This is a genomic window from Thalassolituus oleivorans MIL-1 (assembly GCF_000355675.1).
GTDB lineage: Bacteria > Pseudomonadota > Gammaproteobacteria > Pseudomonadales > Oceanobacteraceae > Thalassolituus > Thalassolituus oleivorans.
This window is the reverse complement of the sequence record NC_020888.1, coordinates 3,054,498-3,073,289: the sequence shown is the minus strand read 5'-3', so window position 1 is coordinate 3,073,289 and position 18,792 is coordinate 3,054,498. Positions and strand designations below refer to the sequence as shown.

23 protein-coding genes are annotated in these 18,792 nt (G+C 47.9%); 10 read left to right on the top strand and 13 right to left on the bottom strand.

The genetic code is table 11. From position 1 onward, the window contains the following. Positions 1-92: 92 nt before the first annotated feature. Genes TOL_RS14055 through TOL_RS14020 form a run of 8 tightly spaced genes read right to left on the bottom strand, consistent with a single transcriptional unit; the run spans position 93 to position 7,555 of the window. Positions 93-833: a septal ring lytic transglycosylase RlpA family protein gene (locus tag TOL_RS14055; protein WP_051052424.1), complete on the bottom strand. Its 741-nt coding sequence runs from the start codon at positions 831-833 to the stop codon at positions 93-95. Positions 834-859: 26 nt separating this feature from the next. Further along, on the bottom strand, positions 860-1,822 hold the full coding sequence (gene mltB / locus TOL_RS14050) for a lytic murein transglycosylase B (protein ID WP_015488019.1): 963 nt from the start codon (positions 1,820-1,822) through the stop codon (positions 860-862). A gap of 13 nt (positions 1,823-1,835) precedes the next feature. After that, positions 1,836-2,981: a rod shape-determining protein RodA gene (gene rodA, locus TOL_RS14045; protein WP_015488018.1), complete on the bottom strand. Its 1,146-nt coding sequence runs from the start codon at positions 2,979-2,981 to the stop codon at positions 1,836-1,838. Then, the gene (gene mrdA / locus TOL_RS14040; protein WP_015488017.1) at positions 2,981-4,834 is read right to left on the bottom strand and encodes a penicillin-binding protein 2; all 1,854 of its coding nucleotides are present in this window, start codon (positions 4,832-4,834) and stop codon (positions 2,981-2,983) included. The genes rodA and mrdA overlap by 1 nt, the downstream gene beginning before the upstream one ends. Positions 4,835-4,843: 9 nt before the next feature. Continuing rightward, positions 4,844-5,311 carry a 23S rRNA (pseudouridine(1915)-N(3))-methyltransferase RlmH gene (gene rlmH, locus TOL_RS14035; RefSeq protein WP_015488016.1) on the bottom strand — a complete coding sequence of 156 codons (468 nt, stop codon included), beginning with the start codon at positions 5,309-5,311 and terminating at the stop codon, positions 4,844-4,846. Next, entirely contained in the window at positions 5,308-5,664 is a 357-nt protein-coding gene (rsfS, locus tag TOL_RS14030; RefSeq protein ID WP_015488015.1) for a ribosome silencing factor, read from the bottom strand. Before rsfS ends, rlmH begins: the two co-directional genes overlap by 4 nt. Positions 5,665-5,670: 6 nt before the next feature. Then, complete coding sequence (gene nadD / locus TOL_RS14025; protein WP_015488014.1) at positions 5,671-6,315, bottom strand: nicotinate-nucleotide adenylyltransferase; 645 nt, start codon at positions 6,313-6,315, stop codon at positions 5,671-5,673. Beyond that, positions 6,299-7,555, bottom strand: a complete 1,257-nt coding sequence (locus TOL_RS14020) for a glutamate-5-semialdehyde dehydrogenase (protein ID WP_015488013.1) — start codon at positions 7,553-7,555, stop codon at positions 6,299-6,301. Before TOL_RS14020 ends, nadD begins: the two co-directional genes overlap by 17 nt. A 117-nt stretch (positions 7,556-7,672) precedes the next feature. Here TOL_RS14020 and TOL_RS14015 point away from each other — a divergent pair, with 117 nt between their 5' ends. Both TOL_RS14015 and TOL_RS14010 read left to right on the top strand, forming a co-directional pair. Beyond that, the gene (locus tag TOL_RS14015) at positions 7,673-8,611 is read left to right on the top strand and encodes a GGDEF domain-containing protein (protein WP_015488012.1); all 939 of its coding nucleotides are present in this window, start codon (positions 7,673-7,675) and stop codon (positions 8,609-8,611) included. Continuing rightward, a complete protein-coding gene (locus TOL_RS14010; protein ID WP_015488011.1) occupies positions 8,601-9,587 on the top strand; it encodes a diguanylate cyclase domain-containing protein in 987 nt (328 codons plus the stop codon). The genes TOL_RS14015 and TOL_RS14010 overlap by 11 nt, the downstream gene beginning before the upstream one ends. Positions 9,588-9,638: 51 nt before the next feature. Here TOL_RS14010 and TOL_RS14005 read toward each other — a convergent pair whose 3' ends face one another. Next, positions 9,639-10,508 carry a class I SAM-dependent methyltransferase gene (locus TOL_RS14005; protein WP_015488010.1) on the bottom strand — a complete coding sequence of 290 codons (870 nt, stop codon included), beginning with the start codon at positions 10,506-10,508 and terminating at the stop codon, positions 9,639-9,641. A 57-nt stretch (positions 10,509-10,565) separates the two neighbouring features. Between TOL_RS14005 and TOL_RS14000 the strand changes: the two genes are divergently transcribed. After that, positions 10,566-11,192: a DedA family protein gene (locus TOL_RS14000; protein WP_015488009.1), complete on the top strand. Its 627-nt coding sequence runs from the start codon at positions 10,566-10,568 to the stop codon at positions 11,190-11,192. On the opposite strand, the gene TOL_RS13995 is transcribed toward TOL_RS14000, so the two are convergent. Together TOL_RS13995 and TOL_RS13990 are read right to left on the bottom strand one after the other, a co-directional pair. Next, a complete protein-coding gene (locus TOL_RS13995) occupies positions 11,173-11,427 on the bottom strand; it encodes a hypothetical protein (protein ID WP_015488008.1) in 255 nt (84 codons plus the stop codon). The genes TOL_RS14000 and TOL_RS13995 overlap by 20 nt on opposite strands. Next, the gene (locus TOL_RS13990) at positions 11,418-11,759 is read right to left on the bottom strand and encodes a YqcC family protein (protein WP_015488007.1); all 342 of its coding nucleotides are present in this window, start codon (positions 11,757-11,759) and stop codon (positions 11,418-11,420) included. Before TOL_RS13990 ends, TOL_RS13995 begins: the two co-directional genes overlap by 10 nt. 119 nt (positions 11,760-11,878) lie before the next feature. On the opposite strand from TOL_RS13990, the gene TOL_RS13985 reads away from it, so the two are divergent. Further along, positions 11,879-12,889, top strand: a complete 1,011-nt coding sequence (locus tag TOL_RS13985) for a DUF3549 family protein (RefSeq protein ID WP_015488006.1) — start codon at positions 11,879-11,881, stop codon at positions 12,887-12,889. After that, positions 12,886-13,341, top strand: coding sequence for a YchJ family protein (locus tag TOL_RS13980; RefSeq protein WP_015488005.1), 456 nt, complete (start codon positions 12,886-12,888; stop codon positions 13,339-13,341). The genes TOL_RS13985 and TOL_RS13980 overlap by 4 nt, the downstream gene beginning before the upstream one ends. Positions 13,342-13,351: 10 nt before the next feature. Here the strand turns inward: TOL_RS13980 and TOL_RS13975 are convergent, their stop codons facing one another. After that, positions 13,352-13,558: a hypothetical protein gene (locus tag TOL_RS13975; RefSeq protein WP_051052423.1), complete on the bottom strand. Its 207-nt coding sequence runs from the start codon at positions 13,556-13,558 to the stop codon at positions 13,352-13,354. Between the two features lie 120 nt (positions 13,559-13,678). Here TOL_RS13975 and TOL_RS13970 point away from each other — a divergent pair, with 120 nt between their 5' ends. The 5 genes from TOL_RS13970 (at position 13,679) to lipA (ending at position 18,272) form a co-directional block, all read left to right on the top strand. After that, positions 13,679-14,875 (top strand): hypothetical protein, encoded by a 1,197-nt coding sequence (locus TOL_RS13970; protein WP_041588514.1) that lies wholly within the window; start codon positions 13,679-13,681, stop codon positions 14,873-14,875. A 206-nt stretch (positions 14,876-15,081) separates the two neighbouring features. Further along, entirely contained in the window at positions 15,082-16,221 is a 1,140-nt protein-coding gene (locus tag TOL_RS13965; RefSeq protein WP_015488002.1) for a D-alanyl-D-alanine carboxypeptidase family protein, read from the top strand. Positions 16,222-16,366: 145 nt separating this feature from the next. Beyond that, positions 16,367-16,639 carry a YbeD family protein gene (locus tag TOL_RS13960; RefSeq protein ID WP_015488001.1) on the top strand — a complete coding sequence of 91 codons (273 nt, stop codon included), beginning with the start codon at positions 16,367-16,369 and terminating at the stop codon, positions 16,637-16,639. Next, positions 16,640-17,317 carry a lipoyl(octanoyl) transferase LipB gene (lipB, locus tag TOL_RS13955; protein ID WP_015488000.1) on the top strand — a complete coding sequence of 226 codons (678 nt, stop codon included), beginning with the start codon at positions 16,640-16,642 and terminating at the stop codon, positions 17,315-17,317. Next, positions 17,307-18,272: a lipoyl synthase gene (gene lipA, locus TOL_RS13950; protein ID WP_015487999.1), complete on the top strand. Its 966-nt coding sequence runs from the start codon at positions 17,307-17,309 to the stop codon at positions 18,270-18,272. Before lipB ends, lipA begins: the two co-directional genes overlap by 11 nt. Positions 18,273-18,340: 68 nt before the next feature. Here lipA and TOL_RS13945 read toward each other — a convergent pair whose 3' ends face one another. After that, entirely contained in the window at positions 18,341-18,583 is a 243-nt protein-coding gene (locus TOL_RS13945; RefSeq protein ID WP_015487998.1) for an HP1242/YdcH family protein, read from the bottom strand. Positions 18,584-18,792: the final 209 nt, after the last annotated feature.

The following is an 18,792-nucleotide window of genomic DNA, read 5'->3' as shown; positions in this document are numbered from 1 at the left end:
GTCTGTAACTAAAGCTAAGAGCAGTATCTTTAAAGATCTTATATTTGGGCCAGTCGTTCTGACGTTGGCCCTTTTTCATTTGCACTCTGTCTTTAAAGTTGATGGCGAGCCAACAGCAGTGGGCTTCGGATATTCGCCGTCTTTAACGCATCCAATACCTTGTTTAAATCTTCACCTTCAGTAACTGGACCAATACGTACGCGATGCACCAAACGATTACCGCTTTCTCTTGAGGTAACGGTCACGGGCCAGCGTTTATCGACTAGATTCTCTAATTCTTGACGTTGCTTTTCAGCCGCCTTGGCATCGCTTAACGCGCTAACTTGTATCCAGCGCACGCTGCCATTGAGTGGCGCTTGCACGACTTCAATACGCACCTTTGCCGTGCCTTGTTTGTGCATACCGAGTTTAACGGCGGCGGCATAAGATAAGTCGATAATACGATCCTCATGAAAAGGACCACGGTCGTTCACGCGCACAACAACTGATTTACCATTATCTTCGCGGGTTACTTTTACATAACAGGGAAGCGGTAAAGTTTTATGGGCGGCAGAAAACTTATAGACATCGAAAATCTCGCCATTTGAGGTTCGATGTCCATGGAATTTCATGCCATACCACGAAGCGATACCGCTATGCTGGTAATTGGTGGCATCCGCCATCACGCTGTATTCTTTACCACGCACTTTGTATTTGGCTGGGTTACCCATAGTACTGCGTGGCTCGGCAACCGGTATTGGTTCTGGTAGTGCTTCAATATCAGTAATCGGTTGAGGGGTAAAATCATCCTTATGCTGATAGCGCGAAGTCGCACAACCGCTTAAGTAACTCACCGCACACAAGAGTATGAGCAGTCGTATCACTTAAAGTTCTCACTTAATTGATAAACGGCCATGGCGTACATGCGGCTGTGGTTGTAACGCGTAATAACGTAAAAGTTGAATTCACCAAGCCAGTATTCTGGACCTTCTTTTCCAAGTAGATGTACTAAAGTTGCTGGTTTGTCATCAGCGATTTTAATCGACGGGGTGACGCCTAATGCCCTGATATCGCCGACGGTCATTTCTGGTTTGCGCGTAGCATTCACAATGGGTTCGTAAGCCGCACCGGTAACGGTCACTCGTTGTGTTACGGGTTCGCCACTGATCCAACCATGACGACTAAAATAGTTAGCTACGCTGAATATAGCGTCGGCAGGGTTTGCCCATAAGTCGCGCTTACCGTCATTGTCGCCATCGACGGCATATTCTAAATAGCTAGTGGGAATGAACTGCCCGTAACCCATGGCGCCAGCGTAGGATCCTTTGATTGCCTCAGGATCGAGCTTTTCTTTTTCCGACAGTGCAAAGAAGGCTTTAAGTTCGCGCCAAAAAAGAGGGCGGTCAGGATAGTCGAAGGCAAGTGTCGATAGCGAATCGAGTACTCGATAAGTACCTTGTCTTGTACCGTAAAATGTTTCAACACCGATAATTGCAGTGATGATTTCTTTCGGAACGCCGTATTCTTTTTCTGCTTTTTCTAACAATGCTTTATGGGTTTCCATAAATACCTTGCCAGATTCAATACGTTTTTTGGTTAAGAAAATATCTTGATATTTATCCCACTCTAAAACTTTTTCTGCTGGACGCTGAATGGCATCCAGAACCGACTGCATTTTTTCTGCATTTTTTAGCCAAGCACGTGTTTCTGCTTCAGGAATTTTATATTCAGCTTGCAGCTCGGCTGCAAATTCGGCGAAACGAGGATGAGTGTCATAGCCAGCGGTTGCAGCGCTAGCCAAACCTAATAGCGACAATGTAAGGGCAATTCGGTGAATCCGCATAAAATACATCCTATTAATCTTGGCGATGGGTATACATCGACATAATGAGACCAAACGCGAGCAATAAGCTTACTACCGAGGTGCCACCATAACTAACTAACGGCAGAGGTACACCCACGATCGGTAAAATACCGCTCACCATGCCGATATTTACAAAAACGTAAATGAAAAATGTCACGGCAATACTACCAGACAGCAAACGCCCGAAAAGGGTTTCACACTGGGTGGATAAATATAAGCAACGCATAATGATTAGGAAGTAGAGCGTGAGCAAGAGCATGACGCCAACAAGGCCTAATTCTTCTGCGAGTACGGCAATAATAAAGTCGGTATGGCTTTCGGGTAAAAACTCTAATTGTGACTGAGTTCCGAGTAAATAGCCTTTGCCGTGTATACCACCAGAGCCAATGGCTGTTTTCGATTGAATAATATTCCAACCGGTGCCAAGAGGATCGCTTTCTGGATTAAGGAAGGTGAGTACGCGTTGTTTTTGGTAATCATGCATAACGAAAAACCACATCGCCGGTGCGCTGGCTGCTACCAAGGTGATCATGCTAATAATTAATTTCCACGACATGCCGGCAAAAAACAGCACCAGCAGGCCTGAGGCGCTGATTAAAATCGAAGTACCTAAGTCGGGCTGTCGTAAAATCAGAATCGTTGGCACCATGACGATGATCAAGGCAGAAAATAAATCGATAAATCGTGGTGGTACAGGGCGTTTCGCCATAAACCAAGCAACCGTGAGGGGCAGTGCCAGCTTGACCAGTTCGGATGGTTGAAAGCGCGGCAGTCCCGGCAGCTCCAACCAACGTTGTGCACCCTTTGCACCAACCCCCATAACCAGTACCCCGATTAATGCGAATACACCGGCAGCGTAGGCCCAGGGTGCTAACAATTGGTAGACTCGTGGAGGTATCTGCGCGGTAAATAGCATTAAACCGATGCCAATACTGAAGTGCAGTGCTTGGCGTTTCACCATCCCCATATCCTGACCACTGCCACTGTACAGTATCAGCAAACCGACGCCACATAGCGCGATGATAAGTAAGAATAGAATCAAATCTATGTGTAGGCGTTTATAAAAAACACCACTGCTATCGAAGGTATGGTGATGCGCAGGGGTGGATACCGTGCGGCTAAAATCAACACTTGGCATTAGCCTTCCGCGCCTCCGAGATACTCGTTAATAATACTTTGCGCAATTGGCCCCGCCGTTTTACCAGCGGATTCGCCGTTTTCGACAATAACGGCAATGGCGATCTGCGGATTATCTACCGGAGCAAAGGCAATAAACAGCGCATGATCGCGTAAACGTTCACGTAACGCTTCGGAATCGTACTCTTCGTCTTGCTTAATCCCCACCACTTGGGCCGTCCCTGTTTTAGCGGCCATCGGGAATTGCATATTGCTGAGCAAGCGTCGCGCAGTGCCATGCTGTCCAGAGATAACGTTGGCCATCGCATTAAACATGCGATTCCAGTTATCTGGGTTACGTAATTGAATATCGGGGATATCACCGTGCTCGATCACGTCTTCGACTTCATTGTGCGCATAAATTAGCCGTGGTATTTGCCATTTTCCGCGGTTTGCCAGTACCGCAGTGGCAGTCGCTAGTTGCAACGGTGTTGTTAACATGAAGCCTTGACCAATACCTAAGTTAACGGTGTCGCCAGCATACCAAGAGCCTCGTCGATGGGCTTTCTTCCAATCTCGATCTGGCAGTAAGCCAGGTAGAGCAGAAATAACGTCTAGGGTCATATCGCGGCCAAAACCAAATTGAGCAAGAAAGGGTGTGATCCCATCGATTCCAGTACGTACTGCCACGTCATAGAAGTAGGTATCACATGATTCCACTACGGCTCTTTCAAGATCGACTCGTCCGTGGCCACCTCTTTTCCAGTCGCGATATAAACGTTCATCATTATCGAGTTTGTACCAACCTTGGTCACGAATGCTATCGTTCCAATTCGTTGTTCCTGCATTTAATGCGGCTAAACCGATGAAGGGTTTGAGTGTCGAGGCTGGTGGGTATTGCCCTCGGGTTGCTCGATCAAATAGCGGTTGATCAGGGTCATCGCGCAAATCAGAGTAGTCTTTGTGAGAGATACCGGTGACGAAGGAATTGGGGTCGAATGTCGGGTTGCTATAAAGCGCGACGATGCCTCCGGTTGCCACTTCGATTGCAACAACGGCACCACGCCGGCCAGTCATTTCTTTTTCGGCTAGCGTTTGCAAACGGGCATCAAGATGCAGTGTTAGGTCTTTACCTGGAATCGGATCTTGCTGTTCGATAACACTGAGGATACGCCCCCGTGCATTGGTTTCGACTTTTTGATAGCCCACTTCGCCATGCAGATCTTCTTCGTAGCGGCGTTCAACACCGGTTTTACCAATGTACTGAGTTGCACTGTAGCGACGCTTAACATCGGGATCGGTATCGAGCAGCGCTTGGTCCTTTTCATTGATGCGGCCGACGTAGCCAAGTACGTGGGCAAAGGCATTACCATTGGGATAGTGACGCACGAGTTGTGCTTCTACATCGACGCCCGGTAGATAAAAACGATTCACCAATACTTTGGCAATTTCTTCTTCACTCAGACGATAACGCAAAACCACAGGCTCAAACGGACGACGGCGAAACTTTAGACGCTTGTCGAACTGTTCACGGTCACGTTCGGATATTTCAATGAGATCGTTGAGAAAGGTTAAGGTTTGATCGAGATCTCTTACGCGTTCGGCGACAATGGTGAGGCTGTAAGAAGGGATATTTTCTGCTAACAACACGCCGTTGCGGTCGTAAATAAGGCCTCGATTGGGGGCGAGCGGCCGTAATTGAACGCGGTTGTTTTCAGAGAGGTTTTTGTATTTTTCGTGCAGTTCAATCTGCAGGTACGACATGCGCCAAGCTAAGCCGCACAGCATGATGAAAATAAACAGACCTAAAGTGATAGCGCGCGCGCGAAACAGACGTCGTTCTGCTGTCTTATCCCTGAACGAGTGCTCCCACATATCCGAACCTCACTTATGGTACGGATGACCCTGCAATATGGTCCATGCTCGATACAACTGTTCGGCAAGCAGAACCCGCACCAAAGGATGCGGCAGGGTAAGATTGGAGAGTGACCAGCGCTGTTTTGCTAAGCGCATGATCTCATCAGTCATGCCATCAGGGCCGCCAATTAACAAAGCGACGTCGCCGCCTTGCATGCGCCAGTTTTCTAATTCGGACGCGAGTTGAGGCGTTGTCCAAGGTTTCCCTTCAACAGCGAGCGCAACCACATGATCCGATGGGCGAATGGCCTTGATAAGTGCTTCAGCTTCTTGCTGCATGGCTTTTTCTTTGCTGGTGTTCTTAGCGCGATGGCCGGGGGCTATCTCCACTAATTCCAATGCACAGTCAGCCGGTAGGCGTTTAGCGTATTCTGCATAGCCTTGTTCTACCCAGGCCGGCATCTTAGTGCCGACCGCGAGCAGACGTAGCTTCATGCGTCGCGTTTTCCTGCTTCAGCGTCGGCTTTAGGTTCGCCCCAAAGGCGCTCCAAATCGTAGAAGTGGCGTGCTTGTTCTGTCATTACGTGAACAACCACATCGATTAGGTCGATAAGAACCCAATCTGCCGCGGCGCGACCTTCCATACCATTTGGGCGTAAACCCGCATGCTTAGCTTTTTCTTCTACATTCGAGGCAACAGCCCCAACGTGACGGTTGGACGTACCATTGGCGATGATCATCCAATCAGTGACTGAGGTGCGTCCGCGGACGTCCAGCACGGTGATATTTTGCGCTTTCATGTCTTCCAGCGCTTCGATCACCAACGATTTTATTTGCTCAATTTGCATGCATTTCTATCGATAGAGTTTATGTTGATTTATGTATTCCAATACCGCGTCCGGCGTTAGAAAGGTGACATTGTCGCCCTGCTTGATAGCCTGACGCAAGTCGGATGCAGATATATCGAGTTCTGGCCATGCCTGAAAGGCAATAGCGCCGTGGTGAGAGTCACGTAAACCGCGGCTCTCAGCCCGTCGAAGCACGGCTTGCTGATGTTGCCAGCCCATGGCTTTTATTTTGTCTCCCGGGCGGCTAATGACCAATACATTGGCGCATTCCAGTATCACTTCTGGTTTTTGCCATTGATCAAAGCTGTTCCAAGCATCCGTTCCCATCACCCAAGTGATAGCACAATCAGCGTATTGTTGGCGTAACAGATTGAGGGTGTCGGCACTGTAACTTGGAGCATCACGCAGCAATTCAAGATCGCAGACCTCAATGCCATCCAGCGACTGAGTAGCCAGTCTCAGCATCGCCAACCGCTGTTCTGCCGTCGCTTGTGGCTGCGGTCGGTGTGGCGGTGTGGCATTTGGCATAAGCCATACTGCTGCAAAGCCGAGTTGGCGTAACTGTAAGGCAATACGCAGATGTCCGATATGAACGGGATCAAATGTCCCGCCCAGTATCGCTAGCGACTTAGGATTACTGACGGATTTCACCGTTACCCAGCACTACGTATTTTTGCGACGTTAAACCTTCAAGCCCAACAGGGCCGCGGGCGTGAATTTTATCCGTCGAAATGCCGATTTCAGCACCTAAACCATATTCAAAACCGTCGGCGAATCGCGTTGAAGCATTAATCATCACAGAACTAGAATCGACCTCATTGATAAAACGACGCGATAAGGTGTAGTTCTCACTAATGATGCTGTCAGTATGGTGTGATCCATGGCGATTGATGTGCTCAATAGCGTCATCCAGAGTATCGACGATACGAATCGCCAAGATTGGCGCTAGGTATTCGGTATCCCAATCTTCCGCAGTCGCTTCATTGATATCGACCAATAGTTCACGGGTGCGTTCGCAGCCGCGCAGTTCAACGCCGATATTAGTGTAAGCTTCCGCTAGCTCGGGCAGTATATCTGCTGCGCGCGAGGTATGAACCAATAAGGTTTCCATCGTGTTGCAAGTGCCGTAACGATGAGTCTTAGAATTGATCGCGATGTTTATCGCCTTAGTTTTATCGGCGAATTCATCAATGTACACATGGCAAATACCGTCTAGGTGCTTAATAACGGCAACTTTAGCGTCACGACTAATGCGTTCGATTAAGCTCTTACCTCCGCGAGGTACGATCACATCGACAAACTCTGGCATAGTAATGAGTGCGCCAACGGCTTCACGGTCAGTGGTTTCGACCACTTGTACTGTCTCAGCGGGTAAACCTGCGGCCGCTAGGCCTGTACGGATACAGGCGGCTAATGCTTGGTTTGACTCAATGGCTTCAGAGCCTCCACGCAAAATGGCAGCGTTACCTGATTTTAAACATAGACTGGCCGCTTCAATCGTCACGTTTGGACGACTTTCATAAATAATGCCGATGACGCCTAATGGCACGCGCATTTTGCCGACTTGAATACCACTAGGGCGATATTTAAGGTCGGTTATTTCACCGACAGGGTCGGCTAAAGTAGCCACTTGTTGTAGGCCTTCTAACATGCCATCAATGCGACCGTCGGTGAGTTCGAGGCGATCAAGCAGAGCGGCATCTAGGCCGTTTTCTTGGCCTCGCGCCATATCGAGTGCATTGGCTGCTTTTAGCGTATCACGCTGTTCGCTGATGGCGGCGGCAATGGCCACTAAGGCGGCATTTTTATCTTGGGTGCTCGCACGGGCGATGGCTCGTGAAGCTACGCGTGCTTGGTTACCCAGTGTTTGCATGTAATCGAGAACGTTCATTGTGTGAATACCTGAAGCGTCGGCCTGTCATAAAGTGCGCTAGTATACACGAACTACTACACTGTTAAGCGATGGTCGTATTGAATGACCGCTGAAATGCTCTGGATTCCCTGATTTATGGAAAAAGCACAATTTCATACCTTAGTCGTTCTGCAGGTTAAGGTTCTGTACTGCTTATTTGCGGCGCTCGGTTTGAGCGTTATTGCCGTACTGGATTTGATCGAGTCGACTAACGTGTATGCCGCGGTCGCCGCAGGCTTCTCAGTGTTGCTTTTGCTCTACGCTGTGTACCTACTGATGCGTGGGCACAAGCGTGCTTCACCTTACCCTGAGTGGGCCTTGGTATTTTTGTTATGTCTATTCACCTTGTTTGGAATGCAGCAAGCTGACCAAGCCACTCATTGGATCTATTTTGTGCCGGGGTACGTTTATTTCCTATTCCCCTTTCATGTCGCTACATATGTCGCTTTAGTGTATAGCACCGCTTTGTTCTTACTGATCGTGCAGGAATACGATAGCTACTTGCGACTGCAAATCTTGTTTACCTATGCTGCCTGCTATCTGTTCGCGGTGATGTACGCCATGTTGAACGAGCGCAACAATCGCGGTTTGATCGAAATTATCAACACCGACCCAGTGACTCAGGTTTACAACGAATATCAGTTGCAGTTGGATTTGAACAAAGAAATGACACGTGCTGATCGTCAAAGTAGTGAATTGATCTTGGTTGGCGTCGCCATTCCGCCGCGCTGGCATACATTAAAAGCTGAGGATTACGAACAGCGGTTAAGTTTTTTCGGTAAAAAATTGAAGCGCTGTCTGCGCAAATACGATACTTGTTATCGGTTAAATTCGGATAACTTTATTATTCTTATGCCGCATAGTTCGAGTGACGATGCTGAGCGTTTACAGGAAGATTTACTGGATGATTTGGCGGGTAGTGAGCGCTTTGAGGGCTTAACTCAGGTGAAAGTCGTGCAGGACGTCTATCTGCCTGAGGATGACATACCTAGTATGATCAAACGAATACAGGAGGTGTTGTCGAATGTTCAGTGAATTATCGCAAGAACAGTTGCTGCCCCGATTACAGGTTCTAGTTTATTCGCTAGCGGCTATCGCAATCTCTATTCTTATTTATGATCAATATCGTCAGGGCTTGTATCCACTCGTTCTGTCGAATGTTATCGCTATACCGGCTCTATTTTTTAGTGCGATTTTTATTTATATCAATCGTGATCGAGATGCGTACGCTTGGATCAACTACCCGCTGATTTGTTTGTTGGCAGCGCTTGGTCTGTATCAGTTACCAGATTATCCGGTACTGATGACTCACTATTTATATGCTTTACCCTTGTTTAGTTATTTTTGTTTGCCCATCAATCATGGTACTTGGTTTAACGTTGCGGTTGCACTGGTACTGACGGTACTTGTCTGGGTTGATGAAGGCACATTAAACGCGATTCGTAGTGGTACAAATTATTCGTTATTGGTTGGCTCTGCGTGGTGTTACGCCTACCTCACACAACTGAAAGGTTGGTCGCTACTGCGCTTGGCACTGACGGATCAAATTTCGGGAGCGTACAATCGTAGCCATTTTCATCATGTATTAGAGCGGGAAATTGCTCGTGGTGAGAGTGCTCGTCAAAATGTGAGCTTGATCGGTTTGGTGTTGGAGGAATATAGCCAGTTGGCTGACTTGCACGGTAATCGCTCAGTGCTGCAATTTTTGCCGCGATTTGTGACTACCACTCAGCAGCAGGTGCGGGCCGAAGATGAAATGTTTCGTTTGAGCGACGACTTGTTTGTACTGGTATTACCGAATTGTGCCGAAGAAGGTGCCATCGTATTGATGGAACGAATTAAACGTAAGTTAGAAGACCAGACTTGGCGACCATTTGCAGAGCTATCTTTGGGCGCCGCTGCGGTAACTCGTCAACCGAATGAAACGGGTGAAGCATTAGAGCGACGCTTAATGGGGCGGCTGAAAAAGCAGAAGCGTACCAGTTTACAGTTGGCCGCATTTAGTGAATAGAACCGAAAAAAAAGGCCTGCTTCGCAGGCCTTTTTTTATCGGTTGCTGCGCTTATTCGCCCGATACTTTGCAACGTATGATACGCACCAAGGTTTTAATCTTCACTTCAGGCAAGTTCAACTGCCCATAGAATGAGGCGGGATCCAGTACGTCGACTTGATCGAACCCGTCTTCACCAAAGCCATTGCGAATAGCGTTATCGTTCGAATAATGCAGAGGCCATTGTCCACGAGTGAACAAACCGACCAGCTTTTGTGCCATCTTAACGTAGCGATACGAAGGGTGGTCGGCAAAATCTGGGTACAAATCCGTAATGTAATAACCTTGGGGAAACCGTTTCAAACCTTGGGCCATCCGTGCCCATACGGAACGAATAACCGGTAAGTCAAAGTAGTTAACAAGGCCTTCGGTAATAATCAGCGTGGGCTTGCTGGTATCAAGACTGGCAAGTACTGCGGCAATGGAGGTTGGGCCATCTTCTTGCAAAATATTGCACTCAACTACATCGTGGCCAGCCGCTAAACCGACGCGTCCTAGTAGTTCGCGCTTACGAGCTGCCATTCCGGGCAGATCGCCTTCGATATAACGAATATGCGGATATTGCTGCTTGATGCGATAGCCTCGTGGCGACAAGCCCGATGCTAACTCGACGATTTGTTCGATCCCATGCTGTTCGATAAGGTCACGAACTTGATGGTCGATTACCGAGTGACGTTGTAATAAAAAGATATCAATATCGGCACCGGCAACTAAGCGTAAAAATGCATTAATTGGTGCAAGTGCGGCATTGGCAAAGCGTCCGGTTCCGGTTGCAAATCCTGCAGCTGAAAGTCCATGCTTGTACCAAATATAGCCCGTATAGTGGGCGCTAACGCTGATCCGTGACGTATCCAGATCGGGAGATTGAGTGGCTGACTTCATTCGATTTTTCTTGATTATTAGTGGTCAGGATTTTTTTGAGGATACAGGGAATAAACGATGCCTGCCATGCTTGAACCGTATTTATCTGAGTTAAATTTTATTGCGGGCGATATAACCAGTAGCGCCGGAGGATTGATACTACTTTTGTTATTGACGGCTTTTGCCGAGTCATTGGCCGTTGTCGGTTTGTTGGTGCCCGGAATCGCGATTTTGATTGGACTAACGGTACTCGCGCCGGAACTGGGCATTTCACCTTGGACTTGGTGGCTGGTTGGAACTATCGGTGCTTTCTTAGGCGATGGTACGAGCTTTTGGTTAGGGCGTCGTGCTCAGGGGCGATTGCATCACTGGCACTTTTTCCAAAGACACCCCGATTGGTTGGCGCATAGCCATGAGTTTTTCACACGTTACGGAGTTTGGAGTATAGCGTTCGGGCGCTTTATTGGCCCTTTGCGTCCGCTGGTCCCTGTCGTGGCCGGGGCCAGCGCTATGCCGACATCGTCTTTCTTGCTGGCAAATACACTGTCTTCACCGGCTTGGGCTGCTGCTTATTTACTGCCTATTTATTGGCTTGGTGAGCGGGCAGCACTGCATTTTAGCCGCGCCAGCGTCGTGCTGTTGGTTATGGGCGGCTTTGTCTTGGCGGTGTTATTTATGTTGTGGCTTAAACGCCGCCGTTTTTAGCTTGTTCGCGGGCGAAGTTTAAATCCTTCTGTGCGCTATTAAACTGGTACTGTAAATCAGCAACCTTTTGTTTTAACTCGCGATTTTCATCTTGGGTGGCTTTGTATTGCTCCGCCATTTCAGTTAGGTCACGCTTTGCATCAGCAATGATTTGTTGCCAGCGCGAAATCAAAACGTAGGCGGTGATACCTGCGCCCAGTATTACGCTAGCCAGTACAGCAAAAATTAAGGCCATGGTGCCTCCAGTAAAGAATCGATAGCGCGAATAAGGTCAACTACCTCGTTAGCGCGAATATTGCGTTGATTGAATGCAATGTCAGCCATACCCGCCATACCGTTATCGGCAGGAATAATGGGTAAGTCGGCGCCTGTTGCAACGAGTGCAGAAAAGCGAGGAATCAAGATGTATTGCAGCCATTGCTCGATGGTCAGGGTATCAACACAGAAGGGTTGCAGGCTAGACAGTTGCAGCGCACTGGGTGAATCGGTCGACCATAACTCGTGTTGCTGTAGAGCAGATTCAAGTTTTAGCAGGTAGCTGGCAAGCAAACTGTGTTGAGTCGACATGGTTAGCCTCCGATTGCAGCATGAGCGCAATGAATGATAACGGAATTCGTTATAGGACTGAATCACCCAACGCAAACTGTTAAACTCCGGTTTTTTAGTGTGTTTGTTGGAGAAGCAATATGACCATCAGTCAATTAGTGCAACGCAGCGGCGCGCAAATGCGTGTGTTTGATTTGGGACGTCGTATTGGTGAAATTTCAACAACGGATTTTGAAGCCATTGAACTATTGGCCAAGCCCTATCCTGCACCGTATTTGAAGCACGCTTGGTTGGGGATTTTTAGTTGGAATCCAGATAAGCCAGGGCAGCACAATATTTGGTTTTTAAAGCTTCCTTTGGATGAACAGAACGTCCTGTTGCCTGGACCGCGTGACGCGTTTTTAGAGCATTGGTTACGAGTTGTTCAAGCACCGACCAAACAACATGGCGATGCACCCTGCAGTTACAAGCCAGATGGTAATCGCATGGCGTACTTTCATGCCTTAGCCTTACGCACGTTAGAACAACCTGCAACTCAATACTACGCAACAGCCCGTGCGTATTTATCCGGTGATAATGGTTGGCAAAACTGGCAGCAGTTAGGCTTGCAGGGTTTAGCTGAAGTCGTTGCCCGGATAGATGAAGACAATAACGATGTTTTGTTGTGCCAGGCGATGCCGAAGATGGCAGCAGTGCCTCGTAATGTTCTACTCGGCTTTTTAGAAAATGCGACACCGGGCCTGAATTTGACGCTAGCGATTAGCGATTCTTTGGCTCAGGTGGTTGCAGATAACGCCAGTGCTGCTGACTTAGCAGCCTTTGCTCGCGGTCTATCCGGCAGCTCTAGCGTGCCACAGCGACAACAACTGCTGGGGGCGATTCTGGCTCACCCCGAAGCGCGTTCAATTGAAGTATTAAGCGCCATTGGCAGTCGTTGCTGGTTGGATCTTAGTGATGAACGTTTGCAAATATATCTCGAACACTTAGCGGCCGTTGGTCAAGATTCGTTTATTACTCTTATCGCCGATTTGATGACGTTGCCGAGTATGCGTGAGCGGATATTGGCAGCGTTTCGCAATCCTGAGCGTAGCGATACATTGTCGGCAGCGATTGGCAAACTAATGAACTTAGCGCGCGAGAATATGCAATGACAGGTATCTGTTCCGAGCAGCCTTGCCCATGTCAGAGTGGACTTGCCTACGAGCAGTGTTGCAAGCCTTGTCATGAGGGCATTGCTCCTAGCGCAGAGGCCTTGATGCGCTCTCGCTATAGCGCCTTCGTTAACCAAGATGCTGCCTATCTCCTACGTACGTGGCATACAGACACTCGACCACCATCCTTGCCAATGGATGGTAAAACGCAGTGGTTTGGTTTGACCATTCTTAGCAGTGAAGAGCAAGAAGATGATGGCGTTGTGAGCTTTCGTGCTCGTTTTTGTGAAGATGGCGAGTGGTGCGAACTGGACGAGCGCTCGATATTCAAACGTCTTGATGGCCAGTGGTATTACGTCGATGGCAATGCGTCGTTCACGCCAATGAAACTGGGCAGGAATGACCCATGCCCTTGTGGGAGTGGCAGTAAATGGAAAAAGTGCTGCGGATAATAATCCGTTATTATGATTTGGCCTGTTGCGCCATACCTTTGATCAGCATACCGATCGACATAGCCAATGCGCCGAGAACCGAAAGTAACATCATGCCGTTGACTAGGCCGCTATGGCGCAAGTAATAACTTGTTTGCGGGATAGCCTCGGTGCCGCATTCTGCGGTGTCGAAGTTGTAGATGCCGCCGAGTTGAGTGCAATCGGATACTGCTGACATTTCCACTCCATAAAGCACTAGCAAAATAAGCGCAGGTAGGGCAAAAAGAAGGGAACCAAGTCGCAATAACATCAAAGAGAACTCCGGATAATTAATATGGAACTTGACATCGGGGGCTGAATGTCTTCATCTTACCCGTCAATGCCTAGCCATCACAATGATAACAAAGTTAATTCCTACATGAATAAAATTGCGCTATTCGTTACTACGTTCTTTATCGGTTTGCAGGTAAATGCTGCAACTCCAGAGCAACTTGATTCACTCTTAAATGAGATTGATCAAGATATTGCTGCCCAGCGTTTGAGTGCGCCTGTGGGTAATAATGCATTGGAAAAAATTGAGGCCTTCCGTGGCGACGCTCCGTTTGATTTTCGCGTTGTGCCGCTTACGTATCGCTGGGGTGAGTCGTATGTTGAGTTAGCTAACCGCGCTATTGCCGGAGGTCAATTCGACAAAGCCCAAGGCTATTTGGATAAGGTTTGGCCAGTGGCATCGTTAACGCCTGGTTTGGAAGAAGCACAGCGCGTGATTGATGATGCTATCGCCAGTGGCATGGCTAAGCCTGTTGCGGTTGCGGCTGTATCAGCACCTACCAAAGCGGAGCTAGAGCATCAGCGCCAGTTAGCAGAGGCTGCAGAAAAAGAAAAACAACGCTTACAAGCGGATTACCAACGCAAGAAACAAGAAGAACAGAAAGCAGCTGAAGAAAAAGCTCGTAAAGAATTGGCTGAGCAACAGCGTCAGCAGCAATTAGAACGAGAGCGCCGTGCGGCTAACGAACAAAAATTGAAAGAGCAGCGCTTGGCTCAACAGACGGCCAAAGCGAAAGCAGCGAGTGCACCGGCTAAGGTTGTCGTCGATGATATTGAAGATGAATTACTTAATACAAAACCTAAATCGGCCCCCGTTAAAGCTGTCGCAAAAGTTGCACCTGTGGTTGCTCCGAAAGCTGCGGCAAAACCAACCGTTACGACGCTTGCCAGTGCTGCGAGCGTTGCAGCGGCATGGGCAGACGCCAAAGAGGACAGTGAGCCAATCGCTCGCTACGATATTCCTACCGAAGATTTAGCGAATCGATCGCGTGATATTGCTGACAATATGAATGGTGCCTGTCAGGCGATGGTTGATAACGATGCATCTGTGGTTATCCATGCTGCAGACAAGTCTGATTATCGTTGGTTAGCGGTGCGTTTAACCTTGTGTACTCGTCGTATTGACCGCTCTTATCGTTTACGTCATAGCCATGAAGTTTTATCTGGAGGTGCACCGTTCCTGACATTGCACCCAGCGCGCGACACGGCGTTGATTCGTCAGTAATCGTGTAAGCACAGGTTGGATGACAGCCTGTGCTATTCGTTAAGGGATATTCTGCAGTATTCTCTTGTCAGTATATTTTATAAAATTAAGCCGCTGCAGATAGCTGCTAGCCATTTAATTTTTATCTAGTCGCAGTTATCACTGCAAAAATTGGTTGGCATGTTACAATGCTGCCCCGAATTTCCCATCCGGCGTTCAGGAATATCATGCGTTTTTTACAGCTTTGCCTCTTTGTTGTTTTTTCTTCTTCCGCTACCGCAGCGGTAATTATTCCCAAACCACCTGTTCTCGATGCGTCTGCATACATCTTGATGGATGCTGATAGTGGTCGAATTATCGTCGAGCACAATGCTGATCAGCAATTGCCCCCTGCCAGTATGACCAAAATGATGACCAGTTATATTGCTGTGCATGAGTTGGTTGAGGGTAAGGTGCAGGAAGATACCCAAGTACCTATCAGTGTTAATGCCTGGAAAAAAGGCGGCTCTAAGATGTGGGTGCGCGAAGGCACTGACGTTGCGTTAATGGATCTGCTACGCGGCATTATCGTGCAATCAGGGAATGATGCATCGATCGCTGTAGCTGAGTACCTAGCCGGTTCTGAAGACGCGTTCGCTGGTTGGATGAACCAGTATGCTAAAACCTTTGGTATGACCAATACGCAGTTTTTGAATGCCACTGGCTGGCCTGCCGAAGGACACCATTCGACGGCTCGTGATATGGCAACGTTAGCGCTGCATATCATCAATGACCACCCGACTTATTACGAGTTGTACGCTGAGAAATACTATGAGTACAACGACATTCGTCAGCCTAACCGCAACAAATTATTATGGCGTGATCCTAGTGTTGATGGTTTGAAAACAGGCCATACAGAAGAAGCGGGTTATTGTTTGACGGCTTCGGCTAAGCGTGAAGATACTCGACTGATTGCGGTAGTAATGGGAACTCGTAGCGAAGAAGCTCGTGCCCGTGAAACACAAAAATTATTTGGTTACGGTTTCCGTTATTTCGAAACTCATAAGCTTTATAGCGCGGGTGATACCCTGCAAACTCAAGCGGTGTGGCTGGGTATGCAAGACAGCGTTAATCTAACTCTTGAAAATGATCTGTATTTAACGCTACCGCGCGGCAGTAAAGGCGAGCTTCAAGTTGAAATGTCGACTAACGATTATCCTGAAGCCCCCATTGCTGCCGGTGCTCAACTTGGCAAGTTAACTATCCGCATGGAAGACGAAGTAGTGGCGGAGTTACCTCTGATAGCCGCTGCTAATGTTGACGAGGCTAGCTTCTTTGGCCGTTTTATTGGTCGAATTAAGCTCTTTTTCACGCGTTTGCTCGGCTAGTAATAAACTAGACGGATCAAAGGGCAATTGGCGCAGCGCTTCTTGTCCTTTAATTTGAGTTCTGTTGAGTGTGAATGTTCTACTTGAATTGTTTGTACTTAGACACCATATAAAGCCCTCGATTATCGCACTCTGAGGTATCCCCGTGAGCCAGCCAGACGCTCCTAAAATAGAATTCCCTTGCCCAAACTATCCGATTAAGGTCGTAGGCAAAGGGATCGACGGCTACGAGCAGATTGTTGCCGATATTATTCGAGTGCATGCGCCCGATCTTGATTTAGAGATCATTAAAGTGAAAGAAAGTAGCAATGGACGTTTTCGTTCAATTACTGTCTATATTACGGCAACTGGCGTGCAGCAGCTTGAGAACATTCACCGCGATTTGTCCTCGTGCGAACATGTTCATATGGTGATGTAATTGCGGATTCGTCAGTTAGGTTTGTGTGATTATCAAAGCGTATACGACGATATGGTCGCAACGACAGAGTCACGCGACGCAAATAGCGCCGACGAACTATGGTTTTTACAGCACTTTCCCGTGTTTACTCAAGGTCAGGCCGGAAAGGCAGAACACGTTCTTATGGCGGGTGATATTCCCGTTATTCAAACCGATCGCGGTGGCCAAGTTACGTACCACGGTCCTGGCCAGTTGGTTGTTTATCTGTTAATTGATATCAAACGTAAGGTCTGGGGTCCACGGCAGCTGGTCGCCGCGATTGAACGCGCACTGGTCGCCTGTTTGGCTGATTTGGGTATTGAGTCGGCTCCGCGTGAGGACGCGCCAGGTGTTTACGTTGGGGTTAAAAAAATAGCCTCACTCGGTTTAAGAATTCGCAATGGCCGCTCTTTTCATGGGCTATCTTTGAACATCAATATGGATTTACAGCCATTTCAGCGTATTAACCCATGCGGTTATGCTGGCATGGAAATGACTCAAATCGTTGATGAAATTGCTGCATCCTCCAGTGGTAGCGATGACATTGATTTTGATACTGTATCTGAAAATTTACAGCGTCATTTGCTGCGTGAACTAACATCGTCTAACGGTATTGCCGTAACTAGTGCAGAAGAGCCCGGAGAAGAAAATGAGCGATAAGCCAAAAGTAGTGCAGGGCGAAAAGCTGCGGGGTGCTGATAAAGTTGCGCGCATACCAATTAAGGTTATCCCTACTGATGATATGCCACGCAAACCTGATTGGATTCGGGTACGTATTCCGGCAACACCAAAAATTAATGAGATAAAACAAAAGCTGCGCAAGCATAAGCTGCATACGGTATGCGAAGAAGCCAGCTGTCCTAATCTTGGTGAGTGTTTTGGTGGTGGTACTGCAACCTTTATGATTATGGGCGATATCTGTACTCGTCGTTGCCCGTTTTGCGATGTGGGGCACGGTCGACCGAATCCATTGGATGTCGATGAACCTTTAAATTTGGCCACTGCGATTGCCGATATGGCATTGCGTTATGTGGTGATTACTTCAGTGGATCGCGACGATTTACGCGATGGTGGTGCTCAGCATTTTGCCGATTGTATTCGTTTGACTCGTGAGCATAGCCCGAGCATTCAGATCGAAACATTAGTTCCGGATTTTCGTGGTCGTATGGACGTTGCCTTGGATATTCTTAGTGCTACGCCGCCAGATGTTTTTAACCACAATTTAGAAACCGTGCCACGCTTATACAAAGAATGTCGTCCGGGTTCGGATTATCAGTGGTCATTGGATTTGCTTAAGCAGTACAAGCAACGTCAACCGAATGTTGTTACTAAGTCGGGCTTGATGTTGGGGTTGGGTGAAACCAACGAAGAGGTGATTGAAGTGATGCACGATATGCGCGCGCACGATATAGATCACATTACTTTAGGCCAATATTTGCAGCCGAGTCGAAATCACTCGCCAGTGAAGCGTTTTGCAACACCAGAAGAGTTTCGTGAGCTAGGTGAAATTGCCAAGAGTTTAGGCTTTGTGCGTGTGAATAGCGGCCCTATGGTGCGGTCTTCTTACCATGCTGACTTGCAGGCTCAGGGTGAGAACGTCGGCGGCTTAGACTAGTACCGTTGAGTAGTACGCATTAAAAAGGAGGCCGATGCCTCCTTTTTTTTTGCTGTTTGCTTCAGGTGCTAAGCCTGCTTGAGCATAGTGTACAGGTCGTCTTTTAAATGTACCCGACGCATCTTCAACTGCTCTAGATGTTCATCCGAGGTTGGTTCAACATCCTCTTCGATTTTGCGTACTTCTCGATCAAGCTCATGATATTCATCAAATAAACGAGCAAAATGACGATCCTTCATTTTGAGGCTGCGAATTTGCTCGCTCATTTCAGGGAAGTCGTGGTGTAAGTCATGGTGTTCAATAGTAGTCATATAGCATCTCCTTGTTATCTGTCTCCAGCTTACGCCCATGCGCGTTAAGTGAATTGATGCACGTCAGCTTTCCGTTAGTCGCTAAGATCTCACCGAAAAATATTAAGTTGCTAATTAAGTTACAAAGAGCGGAATGCGGTCAAAGTTATGAATGATCGAGCGTTAATCGTAAATTTTGTGCTATCCCTATATAACTAGTATTAATCGTA